This is a genomic window from Pontibacter mucosus (assembly GCF_003054055.1).
Taxonomy (GTDB): Bacteria; Bacteroidota; Bacteroidia; order Cytophagales; family Hymenobacteraceae; genus Pontibacter; species Pontibacter mucosus.
In genome coordinates, this window is the sequence record NZ_QBKI01000002.1 from 595,345 (window position 1) to 613,940 (window position 18,596).

14 protein-coding genes are annotated in these 18,596 nt (G+C 54.0%); 12 read left to right on the forward strand and 2 right to left on the reverse strand.

The features are described 5' to 3' along the window. Positions 1-287 precede the first annotated feature (287 nt). From C8N40_RS06050 to C8N40_RS06075, 6 genes are all read left to right on the forward strand, one after another. A complete protein-coding gene (locus C8N40_RS06050) occupies positions 288-3,458 on the forward strand; it encodes an AsmA family protein (protein WP_108210880.1) in 3,171 nt (1,056 codons plus the stop codon). Between the two features lie 169 nt (positions 3,459-3,627). Continuing rightward, positions 3,628-4,053: a DoxX family protein gene (locus C8N40_RS06055; RefSeq protein WP_108210881.1), complete on the forward strand. Its 426-nt coding sequence runs from the start codon at positions 3,628-3,630 to the stop codon at positions 4,051-4,053. 164 nt (positions 4,054-4,217) lie between these two features. Next, positions 4,218-4,670 carry a peptide-methionine (R)-S-oxide reductase MsrB gene (msrB, locus tag C8N40_RS06060; protein WP_108210882.1) on the forward strand — a complete coding sequence of 151 codons (453 nt, stop codon included), beginning with the start codon at positions 4,218-4,220 and terminating at the stop codon, positions 4,668-4,670. A gap of 85 nt (positions 4,671-4,755) precedes the next feature. Continuing rightward, positions 4,756-5,124 carry a hypothetical protein gene (locus tag C8N40_RS06065; protein ID WP_092103638.1) on the forward strand — a complete coding sequence of 123 codons (369 nt, stop codon included), beginning with the start codon at positions 4,756-4,758 and terminating at the stop codon, positions 5,122-5,124. 122 nt (positions 5,125-5,246) lie between these two features. After that, positions 5,247-5,939 carry an alpha/beta hydrolase gene (locus C8N40_RS06070; protein WP_108210883.1) on the forward strand — a complete coding sequence of 231 codons (693 nt, stop codon included), beginning with the start codon at positions 5,247-5,249 and terminating at the stop codon, positions 5,937-5,939. A gap of 16 nt (positions 5,940-5,955) precedes the next feature. Beyond that, positions 5,956-6,309: a DUF6717 family protein gene (locus C8N40_RS06075; protein WP_108210884.1), complete on the forward strand. Its 354-nt coding sequence runs from the start codon at positions 5,956-5,958 to the stop codon at positions 6,307-6,309. 134 nt (positions 6,310-6,443) lie between these two features. On the opposite strand, the gene C8N40_RS06080 is transcribed toward C8N40_RS06075, so the two are convergent. Continuing rightward, on the reverse strand, positions 6,444-7,211 hold the full coding sequence (locus C8N40_RS06080; RefSeq protein ID WP_245905013.1) for an alpha/beta hydrolase: 768 nt from the start codon (positions 7,209-7,211) through the stop codon (positions 6,444-6,446). A gap of 449 nt (positions 7,212-7,660) precedes the next feature. Between C8N40_RS06080 and C8N40_RS06085 the strand changes: the two genes are divergently transcribed. From C8N40_RS06085 to C8N40_RS06105, 5 genes are all read left to right on the forward strand, one after another. Beyond that, entirely contained in the window at positions 7,661-8,743 is a 1,083-nt protein-coding gene (locus tag C8N40_RS06085) for an efflux RND transporter periplasmic adaptor subunit (protein WP_108210885.1), read from the forward strand. Continuing rightward, entirely contained in the window at positions 8,740-9,999 is a 1,260-nt protein-coding gene (locus C8N40_RS06090) for an ABC transporter permease (protein ID WP_108210886.1), read from the forward strand. The genes C8N40_RS06085 and C8N40_RS06090 overlap by 4 nt, the downstream gene beginning before the upstream one ends. A 10-nt stretch (positions 10,000-10,009) precedes the next feature. Beyond that, entirely contained in the window at positions 10,010-10,690 is a 681-nt protein-coding gene (locus C8N40_RS06095; RefSeq protein WP_108210887.1) for an ABC transporter ATP-binding protein, read from the forward strand. A 1,280-nt stretch (positions 10,691-11,970) separates the two neighbouring features. Beyond that, positions 11,971-13,125 carry a zinc-dependent alcohol dehydrogenase gene (locus C8N40_RS06100; RefSeq protein WP_108210888.1) on the forward strand — a complete coding sequence of 385 codons (1,155 nt, stop codon included), beginning with the start codon at positions 11,971-11,973 and terminating at the stop codon, positions 13,123-13,125. 11 nt (positions 13,126-13,136) lie between these two features. After that, a complete protein-coding gene (locus C8N40_RS06105) occupies positions 13,137-13,655 on the forward strand; it encodes a hypothetical protein (protein ID WP_108210889.1) in 519 nt (172 codons plus the stop codon). A gap of 690 nt (positions 13,656-14,345) precedes the next feature. Here C8N40_RS06105 and C8N40_RS06115 read toward each other — a convergent pair. Then, the gene (locus C8N40_RS06115) at positions 14,346-17,117 is read right to left on the reverse strand and encodes a cation-transporting P-type ATPase (protein ID WP_108210891.1); all 2,772 of its coding nucleotides are present in this window, start codon (positions 17,115-17,117) and stop codon (positions 14,346-14,348) included. A 575-nt stretch (positions 17,118-17,692) separates the two neighbouring features. Between C8N40_RS06115 and C8N40_RS06120 the strand changes: the two genes are divergently transcribed. After that, positions 17,693-18,553: a universal stress protein gene (locus tag C8N40_RS06120; protein WP_108210892.1), complete on the forward strand. Its 861-nt coding sequence runs from the start codon at positions 17,693-17,695 to the stop codon at positions 18,551-18,553. The last annotated feature ends 43 nt before the right edge of the window (positions 18,554-18,596 follow it).

An 18,596-nucleotide genomic window follows, 5' to 3' on the forward strand; every position in this document is an offset into this window, starting at 1 on the left:
TTCTTAGTGATACATCGTTCATCTACCCGTTTGGGTAAATTAGTTGTACGGAGGATAAGAAGGGTTAGGTTAAGAAAAGTGTACAAATACTGCCAGCTTACAAGTACAAGACTGGCATAGGAGAGGGACCAAAACAGGAGTATGCCCAGAGGTTTTTGGACGTTGGGGCCTGCTGTATGAGTCAACTTATTGGCCGTATACAGTGCATAGAACCTTCTTTAAAAAGAAGAGTTTAAGGATAAGCTGATGGAGGGATTTTCTTCCATAGAGGCGGTTGTGTGTAGGCTATGAAATGGCACCCTTTTGTTAAGTTCTTCCTGCTGATCCTGGGACTGATCATCGTATCCGTTCTGGCAGCTTTGCTTTTGCTACCACCGCTTTACGAGGGAAAAGCACAGGCCTATCTCAAGGCAAAAATCACCAATGAAACAGGCTTGGCGCTGTCACCTTTCCAGACGGAAATCTCCAGCTGGAAGAACTTTCCATCCATGACGGTTTCCCTCCACAACATCGCTTTAGTGGATACTGCACACGCCGAGCCCCTGGAGGTGCTGGCTGCCAGGCATGTGGAGGTGCTCTTGCCTATACTGCAACTACCTTACAGCGGTATCCGGGTGAGTGAGGTGTACCTGGATGGCGTGTCCTTTCACCAGCGGGTAGATTCGGCCGGGAATAAAATCAGCCTTATCTTCAGGAAGAAGAACAAGGAAAATGCTGACCCTGATGAGCTATCGATGCGCATCCGGAAAGTAGTTATCCGAAACTCCAGCATACTTAGCGAGAATTACTTCAAGCAAAGCGCCTTTTCCCTGCAGTTGATCGACTCCGAACTAACTGCCGAAGTAAAAGAAGGCCTCCTGGAAATTCAGGGAAAGCTTGAGGGCCGGATTAACCACATCTCCAGCAAGGACCTGCACCTGTTCCGGGACAACGAGTTCACCGCCGATGCCTCTTATACATTTGACCTTCGGAAAAAGCAGGGAACGATACAGGAAAGCCGGGCCATGCTTAATGGAAACGAAGTGCTGATTTCCGGCACGCACCAAAAGGCTGCCTCCGGCCTTGGCTCCGAGCTGGATCTCCATTTTAAAGGAACCCAGCCTTTTTTCTTTCTCCTGAACCAGATGGCCGAAGTCCGTTCTATTCCGTTGCTGAAGCAGGTGGAGAGCGATGGCCGTGTGCAGCTGCACTACCACATTGCCGGTCGTTCCGGCCCCATACAGCGCCCCCGAAACAGGCTACACTTTGATCTGGAGGACGGCAGGCTGCACTGGCCAACTACCCGTTTCACGCTGTCGCACATCCAGATGGCCGGACAGCTGGACAACGGCCCGCAGCACACGCCTGAGTCGAGCTCTTTTACCCTGCACCGCCTCTCGGCCAGCACCGGCAAGGATAGCCTGCAACTCAGCGCCAGGATCACCAACTTTACCAAACCCTATATCGATGCCCAACTCAGCGGAAGCTATACGTTGGACAGCCTGGCAGAGGTGCTGCCTCCTGCTTATGTTTCGCTGCCGCGGGGCACGCTTGCCGGCAACGTGGCCATCAAGGGCAACCTGCATGCTAGCAAGGATCGCCGGCAGGAGCAGGATCTGAAATGGCAGGGCGTGATAAGCCTGCACGAGGTGGGGTTCCAACCGGCAAAGCTGACCGTTCCCTGCACCGAGGTAAACGGTGAGGCCAGGCTGGCGGGCAATGAGCTGCGGCTGCACCAGATGCGCGGCAAGTTGGGAGGAAAACCTTTCAGGGTAGAGGGTTCTTTAAAAGATGCGATGAACTATTTGTTGGGCCAGCACGAAACCGTTTCGGTGGACGGGGCTGTCATGCTGCAGCAGGTGAAAACAGATTGGATAAAATTAAAGCAGGAAAGTAGAGCCGTTGCGCCGCGTGAAGCAGTTGCTGCCGGAGATACTTCCACCACCATACTTCCCGCCTTCCTGCGGGTGAACGTGCGCCTGGTGTGCCAGCAACTGGACCTGCAGAAGACATCTGTTGAGAACATGCGGGCGCGGCTGCGAAGCAATGGCCGACGGGTGACCCTCTCTAATATCGGCCTGACAACACAAGGCGTAGCGGTTACCGGAAACGTGTCGGTGCCGAACGACAACCGGCAACTGTATGCCGCGGACCTGCAGCTTTCGGCCCGGCTCGACTCGCTGGACCTGACAAGTATGGAGCAGGTAAACTCACTGGCCAACGCTACAGGTACTAAAAAAACGGCTGTAGCCAAAGACAAGGGGCTGGAGTACATACTTCCCTTACAAAAGGCGCAAATCAACCTGCACGTAAGCCGGATAAACCTGCCGGGGGCGGAAGATTTGGAAGACCTTTCGGTGCAACTAAATAAGAACAAGGGCCACGTAATGATGCGGGACATGCGCTTCCGCACAACAAAAGGAGGTGCTGCCAGCGCGTACGGCGGCTTCTACCTTGTCAATTCAAAGCCTGTCAGGCCCTACCTGGATGTAACCATGCAGTATGGCTTTTTGGATCTGCAGGCCTTTATGCAGAACATGGCAGCGCTTAAAACACTCCTTCCGCCTGATGAGCCGGGCCCCTCTGCGCCACCTACTGTAGATGAAAAAGAAGCGCTCAGGAAGAAGGTGTACGATCTGGGTTTGCACGTGAAGGCGCAGGAACTGAAGTATGAGTACCTGACCGGGACAAACCTGGTCATCGACGCCCAAATGAACCGGGAACAGGCGCAGCTGGAAGAGCTGCATCTGAATGCCTTCGGAGGAACGATTCACTCGCGTGGCGTCATGTACCTCAACGAGCCCACCGACACCATTCCGGTCCGGCTGAAGGCGCAGGTGCAGGACATTGATTTAGAGCAACTGTTTGCCTTTGCCGAGCAGATGGAGCTGGACGTGCTGGGCAGCCAGAACATAAAAGGAACGGCAGACTGCTACGTGACCGTCTTCACCAAGCTGGACCAGACCTTTACGCCGGGCTTCGACCAGACGGTGGCTTATTCCCGGGCCACCTTCCAGGATATGGAGCTAATCGACGTAAAACCCATACAGGAGGCGCTCGGCTTTATGCGGAAAGAGCGGACCGGGCACCTGTTTTTTGAGGATGTGGATGCAGACTTTGTGCTCTACAAAAACAAGTTTGTCGCACCCGGCTTCAGCCTGAACAACAACCTGTCGGCGTTCGACCTGCGGGGTTCCTACACGATGAAAGGCGCTGCCAACCTGAGCCTGGATGTGAATGTTTTCGACATCCTGTTCGGGAACAACGAGCGCCGCATCGAAAAAATACAGGAAGACTCGCTGTCTTTAAATAACAACCAGAGCAAACAGCACCTGCTGCTGGTGCGGGAAGCGGAAAAGTATAAAGTAAAGCTCAGTAACCGCAAGGAAAGAGAGGATATCTCGCTGGTGCTGCGCAACGAGTTTCTGGACGTGCTGCGGCAATACCAGATAGACACCGCCTTCTCCGAAATCAAATGATTCTCTCCTGATTTTATTCGTTCCTGTTGTTCCTGTTATTTTTTGATAAAAAGCTGAGGCCAAGCAGGTTGTGCCTTAACTTAATTTCTGCAACATACGTTTATAGTGCTATGTAAATATTCTGTGATGAATTGTGTATTTGCAGTGTACTTAAGTTAAAACCACACATATGGAAAGATTTTTAGGGAATTACAGCCCGCATTTGTATGCGCTGCTGCGCATTGTGGCCGGGCTCTTGTTTGCCATGCACGGCACCCAGAAACTGTTCGGCTGGCCAGGGGATGGAGACACCGTGGAACTAGCCTCCCTAATGGGGCTGGCCGGCATTATCGAGTTGGTGGGCGGGCTGATGATCGCCTTTGGTTTCCTGACCAGCTGGGCCGCGTTTATCGCCAGCGGCGAGATGGCCGTGGCATACTTTATGGCCCATGCGCCGCAGGCCTTATGGCCGGTCGAGAACCAGGGCGAGTTGTCATTGCTTTACTGCTTCCTGTTTCTGTACATGGCAGCCCGGGGCTCCGGCATCTGGAGCGTAGACGCGGCCAGGGGCCGGCGGCCTGTCACGGCGGCGGGTGCACGGCCTACTTATAATTAGGTTAGCCAATAGGTTAGCCTAATCCTGTGGCTGAACCCATTAGGCTATAGGCTTTAGCCAATCACAAGGCAAGTCCTGCACTTACATGTATGGCAGAAGAAAAAAAGGAGGCAGAGAACTTGGGAGGTGATTAACATCGTTAGCGGGGTAAAGTCTTATAAACGATGCTTCGCTGGAAAGATATTATTTACTACGCCAAATACAGTAATCCGGAGCCTGCCAGAAGAGTAGAGAAAACGGAGGAGGAGTGGCGACAGCTGCTGAAGCCCTTGCAGTACCTAATCCTGCGGAAGAAAGAAACAGAACCTCCTTACCGGAATGCCTACTGTCGGTCGTATGAGCCCGGGCAATACACGTGTGCCGGGTGCGGGAGCCTGTTGTTCCATGCCAGTGAAAAGTACCACGCTATTTCCGGCTGGCCTAGCTTCACCCAGCCGGCCACCAAGGGGGCCGTAAAGTATGCCTTTGATAACAGCCACCACATGGAGCGCATAGAGGTGCGCTGCAATGTGTGCGACGGGCACCTGGGGCACGTGTTTCCCGACGGACCCGAACCAGCGGGTGTGCGGTACTGCATCAACTCAGAAAGTTTAATACATAAAAGTATAAAAAGCTAATAAATTTAGTAAACAGGTCGTTTTTGCGCTTCTTTAGAACCTTATTTCTTGTTTTTGCGTAAAAAATTAGCAAAAACAGAGGGTTATGAAGTTAAAGATAGATGAAAAACCATTTCTGCCAGAGGGCCGACACGTGGTGAAAATAACGGAAGTAGAAGAAGGCAGAAGCGAAAACAAGGACATCCCGTTCATCAATTGCCGTTTAGAAAATGAGGATGGTTTTGTGAACCAGCGCTTTTACCTGAGCGAGCCAGGGCAGCCGATACTGGCCTCTTTTCTGAAGGCGCTCGGCATCGACAAACAGGAGGTAGACTCGAAGGAACTTAAGGGCAAGAGCCTTTCCGTGGAAGTGGAAGAACGCACCTATGAAGATGCGGAAGGCAAAGAAAAAACGATCAAACAAGCCACGCACTTTGAGGCAGTTGGCAAAGCTAATACCTCGAATAGAATTTAAAAGTACCTTAATATCTAGTAAAGAAGGAGCCTGGTGCTCCTTCTTTTGCTTTTGGTCCCTGCTGCAGGTGCAGGCAGATACAGCGTATGATAAGGAGGGAATCCGAATTTCAACACGTGGATATGGTAGCAGCAGAACACAACTATAAAACAGGCCGGCTAACGGCAAGGCCGGGAGCAGTTCCTGAAAGCGGTAAGAAGTCCACAGGAGTGCAGCCACTTCCTGTACATGAGCAGAAGGCGGGCCTGCTTTATGTGCCGCAGCAGTATAATCCCGGCAAACCCGCCGCGCTGGCCGTGATGTTGCATGGCGCTGGTGCCCCCGCTGCGCAAGGGCTGTCGCTGCTCCGAAGCTACGCCGACGAATCTAACATGCTCCTGGTAGCCCCTGCTGCCACTGCTTACTCCTGGGACATCATTGCCAGCCGAAAATTCGGCCCGGATATCGCCATCCTGGAGGAGGCCCTGCACGCTGTGTTTGAGAACTATGCGATAAATCCTGAGCGCATCGCCATCGGCGGCTTTTCGGATGGAGCCTCTTATGCCCTCTCTGTTGGCCTCACCAACGGCGACCTGTTTACGCACATCATTGCTTTTTCACCTGGCTTTGTCCACACGCCGGAAAACAGAGGTAAGCCAAAAGTATACCTCTCTCACGGCATCCACGATCAGGTGTTACCCATAGACCCCTGCGGCAGGCGCATTGTGCCCCAGCTTAAGCGGCTTGGCCTGGAGGTAAATTACAAGGAGTTTGACGGCAGGCACGAACTGCCTGCGGACATAGCCAAAGCCGCCGTAACGTGGTTTATGGGTTGAATGACAAACATGTATCATGAAAGAATCAGCTGCTGGGAAAAGAAGGTTCCGCTTTTACAAAGAGCCGCACGGCACCTGGTACATCGACCTGCCAGACTATCCGGGCCCAAAGGGCGACCTGGCCATGGTGGCCGGCGCCGATGATATGCTGGATTACGTGGCAAAAGGTGGCAAGCAGGTGGAGGTGGAGATGAGCGAGCTTCCTTTTGAGGATGCCCTGGCACTGGAATTGGTAAGGATGGGAGAGCCTGGAGGAGGGGCATACTATAAGCCGGTGAACCATAGCATCCAGTCTGTCTGGCTTTGCGACGTTACCATTTTTGCCCTGCAGAAATTCCCAGAGAAAATATACTTTCGCGCTGTAGCCTAGCGGCGGCCCAGGAAGTAGGCTGCAGGCTCACCATCAACTATTAACCTAAGTTTCGAATAACCCACCCCTAGCCCCTCCCTGGAGGGGCTAGGGGTGGGTTATTACTTTAATAACAGTAGTAGCAACGTAGATTACTAGTTTATGGTGGCCAATACCCTTGCCAGCTCCCGCTGGTAATCCGGATTCTCGTTCATGCCGTTGTGGGGCTGGCCTTTCAGGATGATCACTTTATCGGTGGGTTTGAGGTGGGTCTTTAGTTTCTCTGAGGAGCCGTGGTAGATGATCTCATCCCGGTCGCCGTGGAAGAGCACGATGGGCGCCATAGTTAGGTCTACAAAGCGGTAGGTCTCAAACCTATACTTTAAAATAAATGCAGGCACAAAAGGGTAGAGGCTGTGCACCAGGTCAGGAAGGCTGTAGTAGGGGGCTTGCAGCAGGAGCAGCCTGGGGCTGTTATTGGCCGCCAGCATGGCCGCCGCCGCCGAGCCGATGGAGTAGCCCGCCACGACGATAGCGCTCTCGGCATACCTTGCCTTCAGGTGGTTGTAGGCTGCCTGCACATCCTCGTAAAACTGCTTCTCGTTGCTAATCTGCCCGCCGCTCTTGCCGTACCCGCGGTAATCAAGTATAAAAATATCGTAGCCCAGCCGGGTGTAGGTAGGAGCAATGTACCCCCAGGAATCCACCGAGCCGGCATTGCCATGCAGGTAAAACACCAGCCCTTTCGGTTTGTCGGCCTTAAACAGCAGCCCATGCAACTGTGTCCCATCCTTGGCAGGCAGGTATACTTCCTCAAACTCCTGGCCGAAGCGGAACTGGTGCTCCTGCGGCAGTATTTCGGGGAAGAAGATAAAGCTCTCCTGTTGAAAGAATCCAAGGCCCATAAAAAGCAGGTAAAGCATGAATGGAATGGCTGTTATGTAAAGTATGGTACGCAAGGATAGCTCTGGTTGATGAAATAAAATAGTAATTTTCCGTGAAAAACGACCTATTTAACTAACTATTTATACTTTCAATTTTTTTCTGCTTCTACCTCAGGTTTGGCCAACTTCTTTCTTCTAAAGGTGTTATCTATTGGCTTGATAGCCATGGCAGAAATCTAATGTATTCTTTGTTAAACCCTGCATGTTGCGTAGCACTGTAATCCATAGCTTATACTTGGCTTATACTTGTAAAAGGCAAGTATGGGGAACTCCTGCTGCACATCTTCAGAATAACGTAGTATATCATATTTTCATTCTGGCGTTTCTGTTACTTTTGGGGAGATGCCAGGCTGCGGGGGCTCCGGCGCCACTGCAGCAACATCGTACCTAACGCAATTAAGCTTTTAGAATACTAAACCAGCTACCGCATGAAGCCATACTTTCTCCTCACCCTGTGTCTGTTTATACTTACCGCGTGCGGCGAAAAACAGGAAAAGATACAACCCACGGTGGAGGACATCACAGAAGCTGTCTATGCCTCCGGCGTGGTGAAGAGCCGTGACCAGCACCAGGTGTTCCCGACGGTGAGCGGGGTGATACAGCAGATTTTTGTGACGGAGGGCGACGTGGTGAAGAAGGGTGACCCGCTGCTGCGCCTCGACAATGAAGCCGCGCGCCTGAGCACCGAGAACGCCCGTATCGCTGCGGAGTACTCCAGCGTGCGCGCTAACCAGGAAAAGCTACGGGAGGCGCAGGAAGCGATTGACCTGGCCCGCAGCAAAATGCACAACGACTCGCTCTTGCTGGAGCGCCAGCGCAACCTGTGGGCCAGCCGCATCGGCACCAGGGTGGAGCTGGAGCAGCGGGAGCTGAGCTACCAAAACGCCGTCACCTCCTACAAATCGGCTAAACTGCGCTACGACGACCTTAAAAAGCAACTTGAATTTGCGGCCCGCCAGTCGCAGAAGAACCTGCAGATAAGCCAGACCATGTCCGACGACTATACCGTGAAGAGCGAGACAGGCGGCAAAGTATACGACGTGCTGCGCGAGCCGGGCGAGCTGGTGAGTCCGCAGACGCCGGTGGCCGTGGTGGGCAGCGCCGACGAGTTTCTGCTGGAGCTGCAGGTGGATGAGTACGACATCGCCCGCGTCAAGCCGGGGCAGCGGGTGCTGCTCAACCTCGACAGCTACAAGGGCCAGGTGTTTGAGGGGGAAGTATACAAAATAAACCCGGCGATGAACGAGCGCACCCGCTCTTTTACCGTGGAGGCCAGCTTTGTAAAGGCCCCGCCCGCATTGTTCCCAAACCTCACCACCGAAGCCAACATCATCATACAAGCCAAAAAAGATGCGCTGACTATACCGCGCGAGTACCTGGTGGATGGTGGCTATGTGCTGACGGAAGGAAAGGAGAAAGTGCCCGTGGAAACGGGTTTGATGGATTACCAGAAGGTAGAGATTGTGAAGGGGATCACCAGGGAGGACGTGCTACTTAGACCAGCGCTATGAAAAGCAGACTGATCTATGACATTGCCAAATCGCTGTTGCTGGCGCGCTGGCGGCAAACCCTGGTGGCGGCCATCGGGGTTACCTTCAGCATTGCCATGTTCATTACGCTGCTCAGCTTCATGAACGGCCTCAACGACCTGCTGGACGGGCTGATCCTGAACCGCACCCCGCACGTGCGCCTCTACAACGAGATTAAGCCCAGCGAGAACCAACCGGTACTGGCCCACCCCGACTACAGGGGCTCCTACAACTTCATCAGCTCGGTAAAGGCAGGCATCACCCGGCAGGAGATCTATAACAGCGGCCCCATTATGCAGGCCGTCAAGAATGATCCCCGCGTGCTGGGCGTGGCCCCGAAACTCAACACGCAGGTGTTTTACAACGAGGGCACCATCGATATCTCCGGCACCATCAGCGGCATAGACGTGGAGGAGGAGATGCGCCTGTTCAACTTCCAGGACTACGTGACAACGGGCAACCCTATGGATGTGAAGAACGTGGCCAACAGCATTATACTTGGCAAGGGCCTGGCAGATATCCTGGTGGCCGATATTGGCGATGTGGTGCAGGTCACGACGCCACAGGGCGAGCGCTTTTCCCTGAAAGTGGTAGGCTATTTTCAGTCGGGCATACAGGAAATAGACAAGGTGCAGAGTTACGCTTCCATCGGCACAACCCAGAAGCTGCTGGGCAAGCCCAACAACTACATCACTGACATCCAGGTAAAGCTGCACGACCTAGATATCGCACCCGCCATGGCCGTGGAGTACAGCAAGAAGTTTGACGTGGATGCCGAGGACATCCAGACGGCCAACGCCCAGTTCGACACCGGCACCACTGTGCGCAGCATTATCTCCTACTCGGTGGGTATCGTGCTGCTGATTGTGGCGGGCTTCGGCATCTTCAACATCCTCAACATGATGATCTACGAGAAGATGGACTCCATCGCCATCCTGAAGGCCACGGGCTTTTCGGGCAGCGACGTGAACCGTATCTTCCTGCTCATTGCCCTGAGCATCGGCTTTTTCGGGGGCGCGGTGGGGCTGACGCTGGGCTTTATTTTCTCAGTGATCGTGGACAATATCCCTTTCAGGACGGCGGCGCTCCCCACCGTGGAAACCTACCCGGTCAACTACAGCCCGGTGTTTTATCTAATCGGAGGTTCTTTCTCCCTGATAACAACCTACTTCGCCGGTTTCTTCCCGGCCCGCAAGGCCAGCAAAGTAGACCCGGTGGAGATCATCAGGGGCAAATAAAAGTATAACCATGCACGAAATCATACTTGAGGCAAGGCACATCAACAAGGAGTTCCACGACCCGGTAACGGTGAAGGTGCTGACTGATGTAACCTTTAAGGTGAACAAAGGGGAGTTTGTGTCGGTGATCGGCAAATCCGGGAGCGGCAAATCCACGCTGCTTTACATCCTCTCCACCATGGACACCGATTACGAGGGCGAGCTGCTGATAGACAACCAACTGATGACTGGTAAGCAGGACATGGAGCTGGCCCGCATCCGCAACGAGAAGATTGGCTTTGTCTTTCAGTTCCACTACCTGCTCAACGAGTTCACGGTGCTGCGAAACGTGATGCTGCCCGGCCTGAAGCTGGGGAAGTATAGCGAGGAGGAGGTGGAGAACCGTGCCATGGAGCGCCTGAAAATGCTGGGCATCGGTCACCTGGCCCGGAACATGGCTTACAAAATATCGGGCGGGGAGAAGCAGCGCGTGGCCATTGCCCGCGCCCTCATCAACGACCCGCTGATACTGATGGGCGACGAGCCAACCGGCAACCTGGACGTGCGCAACAGCGAGATCGTTTTCGAAATTTTTAAGGAGCTGACCGAGGCCCACGACCAGACCCTGCTCATCGTTACCCACGACCAAAGCTTTGCCGAGCGCAGCGGCCGCATCATCGAAATGGAGGATGGCCGCATCATCAGGCATTAATCGGGAAGAGCAGTTATACTTTCCTATACTTCCTGTAAAGTATAATACAGGCTGCGCTGTGCCTTTCCGGTAGTGTAAAGCGGTGTCCTAGCACCCCTCCGGAGAGTGTGCGCTATCTGGTGGCGTCCCGCCACGCAACACTGCAAGTATAAAGTTCAGGGGGAAGTATAAAGTAAAAACCTGAGCGGTCTGACACTAAGATTTATAACTTTACAGGCCAGGTTGGGATAAGCACATAAACTGAAATTCCTGGTGCGCTCTTAACTCCTCTTGGGCAAGGCCGTTTTATTCTCTTGCTATTTTCATCCTGAAAGGATCCTGTGAGATGGGCTTTGAAGCCGAGGCTACTGAGAGGTATATGTTTCCTAATTACCGGGTCCAACCACCCCTGGCCCCTCCTTAGCCAAGGAGGGGAGTCTGTCATTACTTCGACTAAAGTATAAGTTTTATAGTTGCTGTTCTCGCGCGGACAGGTCGCGACCTGTCCCTACAACGTATAAACCCACCCCTAAGAGCTGCGCTCGCTCAAAACTCCCGTTTTGGCCAGTCCACAAGAGGGGAATTTATACTTACTACATTCCTTCCTGTCATCTCGAGCTGCGCGAGAGAACTATCCGGAATTCTAATCAGATCTCTCCCGAAGGTCGAGATGACAAAAAGCAGCAGCTATCGAATTATTCCCAGCCTTTGGGTTGAGCGCCTTGTAGATTTCTGGTGCCCGCCAAGGGCATTGCGACCGAAGGGTAGCAAAAGAAATGTACACCGCGCGATGCCCGAAGGCGAGCCCTCTCGGGCTTGAGAGCTCCAAAGCAGGAGGTGAAACTATAGGCAAGTAAGTCTGGAGGATGAACGGTAGCTAGTAAGGATAGCTTGGTTCAAGTGAAAGAAAGCGGTGTCTATAGAAGCATAGACCGGTAAGTATAAATGTATAGCAGAAGTATAAATATATGGCTCTGCGAGCCAGTTGGGTTGCAAACCCGCGCCAGCGAGGGTAGCTTGGTTAAAGTAGAAGTGATCAGAGGCTGGGAAGCCAGTACAAGTATAAAACCACCTGACGTCATCCTTTACCACCCACTTCTACCGCTGCAAACCCGGCCTTTATAGCACTTTCTAAATATAGGGCAACCTTACAAAATTGCCCTTTCTGAAACTGTTGGAGTTGCATCCAAGTATCAATATATCCAACGTGTTACAAGTATGTTTCTGCACAAGGGGTATGCGGCGGCACGCTGGGAGCATATCAAACTGAAATTTAAACAACGTTAACTGAAAACAAGCTTATGCTGGCAATGAACTATCGTGGGCCCAAGCGGGTCCGTATCGATCAAAAACCCATACCCGAGATCCTGCATCCCGAAGATGCCATCGTTCGGGTAGTCCGCTCCTGTATCTGCGGCTCCGACCTCCACCTCTACAACGGCAACGTACCTGATACCCGCGTGGGCTCCACCTTCGGCCACGAGTTTGTGGGCATTGTGGAAGAAATCGGCTCAGACGTGCATAAACTAAAAGTAGGCGATAAGGTGATTGTGCCGTTTAACATCTCCTGCGGCAGGTGCGCCTTTTGCAAGCAGGAGCTCTACGGCAACTGCCACGAATCGAACTCTCAGGCGACGGCTGTAGGGGGTATTTTCGGCTACTCGCACACTGCCGGGGGCTATAACGGGGGGCAGGCGGAGTATGTGCGCGTGCCTTATGCGGACGTAGGGCCCACCATCATCCCCGAGGGCATGGACTGGGACGATGCCGTGCTGCTGACCGACGTGGTGCCAACCGGCTACCAGGCCGCCGAGATGGCCGGTATTCAGAAAGGCGATACCGTGGTGATTTTCGGTGCCGGCCCAATCGGCATCATGGCGGCCAGGTGCTCCTGGCTCTTCGGCGCGGGCCGCGTTATTATAATCGACAAGGAGGATTACCGCCTGGAGTTTGCCCGCAACTACTCGCAGTGCGAGGCCTACAACTTTATGGACATGGAAGACCCGGTGGTGTTCGTGAAAAAGACCACCGACTGGATGGGGGCCGATGTCTGCATCGACGCCGTGGGGGCGGAGGCTGCCGGAAACGTGTTGCAAACCATCACCGGGCGCAAGCTGCTCTTGCAGGCGGGCTCGGCCACAGCGTTGCACTGGGCCATCAACTCCGTGAAGAAGGGCGGCATTGTATCGATTGTGGGCGTGTACGGACCGACCGACAACCTGGTGCCGATTGGCAACGTGGTGAACAAGGGTTTGACCATCCGTGCCAACCAGGCCTCGGTGAAGCGCCTGCTGCCGCGCCTGATCGACCATGTGCAGAACGGAATCATCAAGCCGAAGCAGCTCATCACGCACCGCGTGCCGCTGGAGGAAGTGGCCGACGCCTACCGCATGTTCTCTGAGAAACTCGACAACTGCATCAAACCCGTTCTTATTCCACCAACAGCTCACGCGTAAAACAAACTATTATGGAAGAACAAGCAAAAGACTATTCGCATATAAATGGCTGGGGGATAGACGCCGATCCAAAAAACGACCCGACGTACCCCATGAAGCACCGCACCAACGAGGAGCACAAAGGCTACTCCTGGGAGCGGCCTCCGCAGCAGCCCATCACCATGGAGGTGCTGCACTCTATTGAGCGGCCCAACGTAACGGCTGTGTATGGCACGGCCATGCCACCGAGCGGCCTGAGCGGCATGATTCGCCGGTTTGCCTTTAAGCACAGCGAGAACAGCTACCTGCACTGGCTCCCGCTCCTGGTGGCCGACCGCGTAAACGTGGTGGAGGGGCTGATTGAGGATGTGGCCGAGGGCAAGGTGCCCAACATTTTCTCCGAGAAGGGCTACTCCGCCGACTGGGATCACAACCGCAGTGGCCTGGCCGTGCGCGCGGCCGTAGGGGCAGCCGTGGTGGGGGCTGTCGTGTTGATGTGTGCAGGGGAGAAGAACCGTAAAAGATGGTTTAACCAGCTGATGGACCGGTAAACCTTCCCTAATCCTGTTCACAAGAGGGCCATCAGGTGCTGCAGTATCCTGATGGCCCTTTTTTATACTTTCAGATCGTTGTGCTTGCGTCCGGGGCTCTCCCGGCATGGGCGCCAGGTTTCCGCAAAGTATAAAGGCCAGGTATAAAACTCAGGTTGTGATCTCCTCCTTTAGTGCAGGTGTAACCCCACTCCTAATCCCCTTCCAAGTAGCAGGGCTGTTTCATACTAAACACAATGGCTCTAAACAATCTGTTATTCAATAAAGGAACTTGGTAGAAAAGAGAGCCCATACCCCCGGAGGCCAAACCTATACTACCCGCTACCAAGATCCTTTCAGGATGACAAAATGATGAGGACGAAACGGCTATGCCCCCAGGCAGGGGAATTATACCCATATTGAACAAGTAGTGTGCCTTAGCTTGCGCTCTCGCTTGCCTCTGGCGAGCGAGCATGATTTGGTGGCGTCCCGCCACCTGTGCCCGGAGGCACACGTTAAAGCGGCCAGTTCCCCCGATAGCTCACACTCGCCGGAGGCGAGCGAGGGCACTGACGTGCGCAGTACTGACTTAGTAGTGGTATTATATGACACTTGCAGAAATTCCCCTCCTTGGAGGGAACACTACTCTGGTTTAAAGTATAAACCGCTACAACCGGCGGCCTTGGGCTTTCTCGGGTTTATACTTTCAAATCAGCCTTCACTCTCTGATGAGCCGGATTTGCGTTTAGCATAGGCATACCGGATATACTTTTCGATGGAGACAATAGTGATTAACACGACACCAGCCCCTAAAATGCGGAGCACCTGCCCCGCATCCAACGGGCTGGAGCCAAAGAGCATATTCATGAATGGCGTGTAAATGAAGAGCGCCTGGAAGAAGAACATGGCGCCGATGCCGTAGTACACCCACATATTGCTGAAGAACCCGATTTCGCTCATGGGGCGCACCAACGAACGGCAGTTAAGCAGGTAAAACGACTCCAGCACCACAAAAATCGTAGTGGCCACCGTCTGTGCCTCGGCTCTTGAGGCGCCCTGATCTAACTCATACAAGTATAAACCGTGAGAGGCGAACAACAGCAACACGCCCACCAGCAACGTCCGCATGATCAGCTCATAGGTCAGGATGGGCTCGTCAGCCGGCCGTGGGGGCCGGTTCATGATGCCCGGCTCCTTGGGCTCGAACGCCAGGGTAAGGCCCAGCAGCACGGAGGTGGTCATGTTAATCCAGAGCAAGTGAACGGGGGGCAGGGGCAGCTGCGAGCCCAGGATAACGGCCGTAAGTATAACCAGTCCCTCGCCCAGGTTGGTGGGCAGTGTCCAGACGATAAACTTGGTCAGGTTGTCGAACACGCTTCGGCCCTCTTCCACGGCCTCTTCTATGGAGGAGAAGTTGTCGTCGGTAAGCACCATGTCGGAGGCATCTTTGGCCACATCTGTTCCGGTGATACCCATGGCAATGCCAATGTTAGCCTGTTTCAAAGCCGGGCCGTCGTTCACGCCGTCACCGGTCATGGCCACGATGTGGTCGCGGGCCTGAAGGGCTTTTACCAGGCGCAGTTTCTGGTCTGGGGCTACCCGCGCAAAAACCGCTACCTCCTCCGCTACGGTCTCCAGCTCCTTGTCCTCAATCTGCTGTAGTTCCTTGCCGGTAATGGCTGCCAGTTTCCCGTTTTCCTCCCGGCCCTTCAGGCCAATCTGGCTGGCTATGGCAGCGGCTGTTACGGCGTGGTCGCCGGTAATCATTTTCACCTCTATACCTGCCCGCTGGCACAGCTTTACAGCCTCCACAGCCTCTTTGCGGGGCGGGTCTATCATTCCCTGTACCCCCAGGAACGTCAGCCCGGAGCTGGTGGTGTCGTGGGTGATGTCGCTCAGCCCCTCCCCGGGTTCGGCCATGGCGAAGGCCAGCACGCGCAGCCCCTCCGAGGCCATCTGCTCCACCTGCCCGTTTATCGTCTCCCGGTCCAGTTCGGTTAGTTCACCGCTGGGGAGCAGGGCGTTTTCGCAGCGATCCAGCACGGCCTCCAGCGAGCCTTTCAGGTATAGCACCGGGCGCTCGCCGTGGTGCAGCGTGGCCATATACTGGTACTCCGACTCAAAAGGGATGGCATCCTTGCGGGGAGCCTCTTTCTCCAACGCAGCAAGCTCCAGGCCGGCCTTGCGCGCCGCTACCAGCAGGGAGCCCTCGGTCGGGTCGCCCTCTATGGTCCAGTTGCCTTCCTTCTCCTTCAGGGAGCTATCGTTGCAGAGCATGCCGGTCCGCAGGCATTGCGCCAGGGCTTTGTTGCTGTTCAGGTCAGCCGGCCCTTCAGCTTCCCGCACCTCCCCTTCAGGCCGGTAGCCAAGCCCGGTTACCTCATACTTTTTACCGCCTGCAACAAGCTGCTGCACCGTCATCTGGTTTTCGGTGAGGGTGCCGGTTTTATCTGAGCAGATAACATTGGTGCTGCCCAGGGTTTCCACGGCCACCAGCTTGCGGATGATGGCGCGCCGCTTGGCCATTTTAGACACCCCCAGTGCCAGCATAATCGTCACCGCCACAGGCAATCCCTCCGGAATGGCACCTACGGCCAGGGCCACCGCCACCATAAAGGTATCGCCCAAGGGGGCGCCCCTGAAGTACTCCACGGCAAACACGGCTGCGGAAAGGCCAAGTATAACCCAGAGCAAAAGGCTGCTGAACTCCTTTATCTTGCGGGTAAGGGGTGTTTCCAGGTCCTGGGCGCTGGCAATGGATTCCTGTATCTTGCCTACCTCGGTTCTGTCGCCGGTGGCGGCTACCACGCCCGTGCCCTGCCCATAGGTTACCACCGTGGAGGAGAACCCCATGCCCACGCGATCGCCCAGCACATCATCCGCAGCAACAGGCGTGTCGCGCTTCTCCACCGCTACCGACTCACCCGTCAAGGCTGATTCGTCTACTTTCAGGTCCCGGGCCCGCACCAGGCGCACATCTGCCGGAAACTTATCGCCCGACTGTACGAGCACGATGTCTCCGGGCACCAGTTCCTGCGCGTCGATTTGCTGCTTTTTGCCGTTCCGGATCACGTGTGCCCTGGCTGTCATACTTTTAGCCAGGGCGTCGATAGCCTCCAGCGCCTTGGTTTCTTGAATGTAGCCAATGATGGCGTTTACCAGCACCACACCGAAGATAACCATGGCATCCACATACTCGTGCAGCAGAATGGTAACCACGGTGGCTGCCAGCAGAATATAGATGAGTGGCTGATGAAACTGCAGCAGGAAACGCACAAGGGCGCTCTGCTGTTTTTTGGGCGTCATGACATTGCGGCCGTACTGCTCTCTTCTCCGCTCTACTTCTGCATCGCTCAGCCCCTCCTCCGGGGAAACTTGTAACAGATCCAGCGCCTCAGCCGACTCCAGGCTGTGCCAGGGGTGCTGCTTTTCGAGCCGCAAGGACTCACGGTTGGTTTTATTCTCTTTTATAGTTTCGGGCATAGTAGGTAGTAAGTCGTGTTTACTTGTAAAGGATCTTTAGGTCTTACGGTTGGGTAAAGTATAAAGCTATAATACAACTACATATCCCCTGGATACCTCCGGTAGATTTGCTTAAGCAGGAGAACTGCCGGAGGGAGTCGTGTTACGAGCCGTGGCCAAATCCGGAATTTAAAACAAAAGCGGGAGTTGGAGCTTTAATATGCAGGGGCTAATGGCCTCGTTAATTTGTAATTACGGCGTATCGCGGGTAAGCCTGCCGTTTCGTTTCAGTGTGGCTGTCTTCTTGTGTTGGGGGTACCTTAAAATAAGTATACTTTTTTAAAGTACAACCGTATACAAGTATACTTATACCTGTGCGTTCCAGACAGTGGGAATTTTATCCCACAGACCCGTCAGTTCCAGGACAGGTCATATCCACTTACAAATTTCAGGCATTGGCTGCCCCGAAGGAATGAGATTTATCAATCTTACAGTTGATAAATGCTGTTATTAATGGCTTCATTTTCAGCTATTTTTGAATAAATAAAACGTCAGAACCATAAGTCAATTTGTATTAACCAAACCTAAGTATTACCATGAAGACACTACTAGTTCCTATCGACTTTTCGGATAATTCGCTAAGAGCTTTTGAGTATGCCGTTGAACTGGCCGCCAGATCAGAGTCTGAGATTCTGCTGCTCCACAGCGTGGAGGATGCGTCGCTGCTGTCATCTATGAACACCGACAGACTGGATGATAAGAAAAGTGCAGCGCAACAGAAGCTGGAAGCCATGGTGGCCACCCTGAACAGAGACGATGTGTTGGTGCGATTTGAGATAAAAGATGGTGCGCCAGTAGGTGAGATTATCAAAGCCATAGAGGAAAATAACGTGACGCTGGTGGTAATGGGCACCGGCGGCGCCAAGAACTTCTCCAGGAAAGTGTTCGGCACCACCACCGAGGCTATCGCCAAGCAGGGGCTTTGCCCGGTACTAGCCATTCCGGAGGGAGCGGAGATCAGGCCGCTTGAGCACATCGTGTACGCCGCCGACTTTGAGAACGGCGACCAGGTAACCACCATGCAGCTGCTAAACCTGAAGGAGCTGCTGAACGCGACCATCACCTTCCTGCACATCAAGAGCGACAAACAGCCCGATTACATCGACGACGAGTACATCAAGGCGAACCTGGTGGCGCAGTTTCCGGAGGCGGAGCTGAACTTTGTGGAAATCGCCAACAAAGATGTGGCAGAAGGTATCTCCAGCTACGTGCAGTCCAACGAGACCAGCCTGGTGGCTTTCACTATTCTCAACCGCATGTTCTGGGAGCGCATTTTCCATAGCAGCGTAACCTCACGCCTCCTGCAGACGCTTCGGATTCCGATGCTGGCCCTGCCTGAAAACGGAAACCTGCTGTACCTGCGCCGCAAAGAGCGCTCCGAGGCTGGCAAAGTATAAACCTGAGCTGGCTGAAAGTATAAAAAAGTATAGCCCCGGTCTT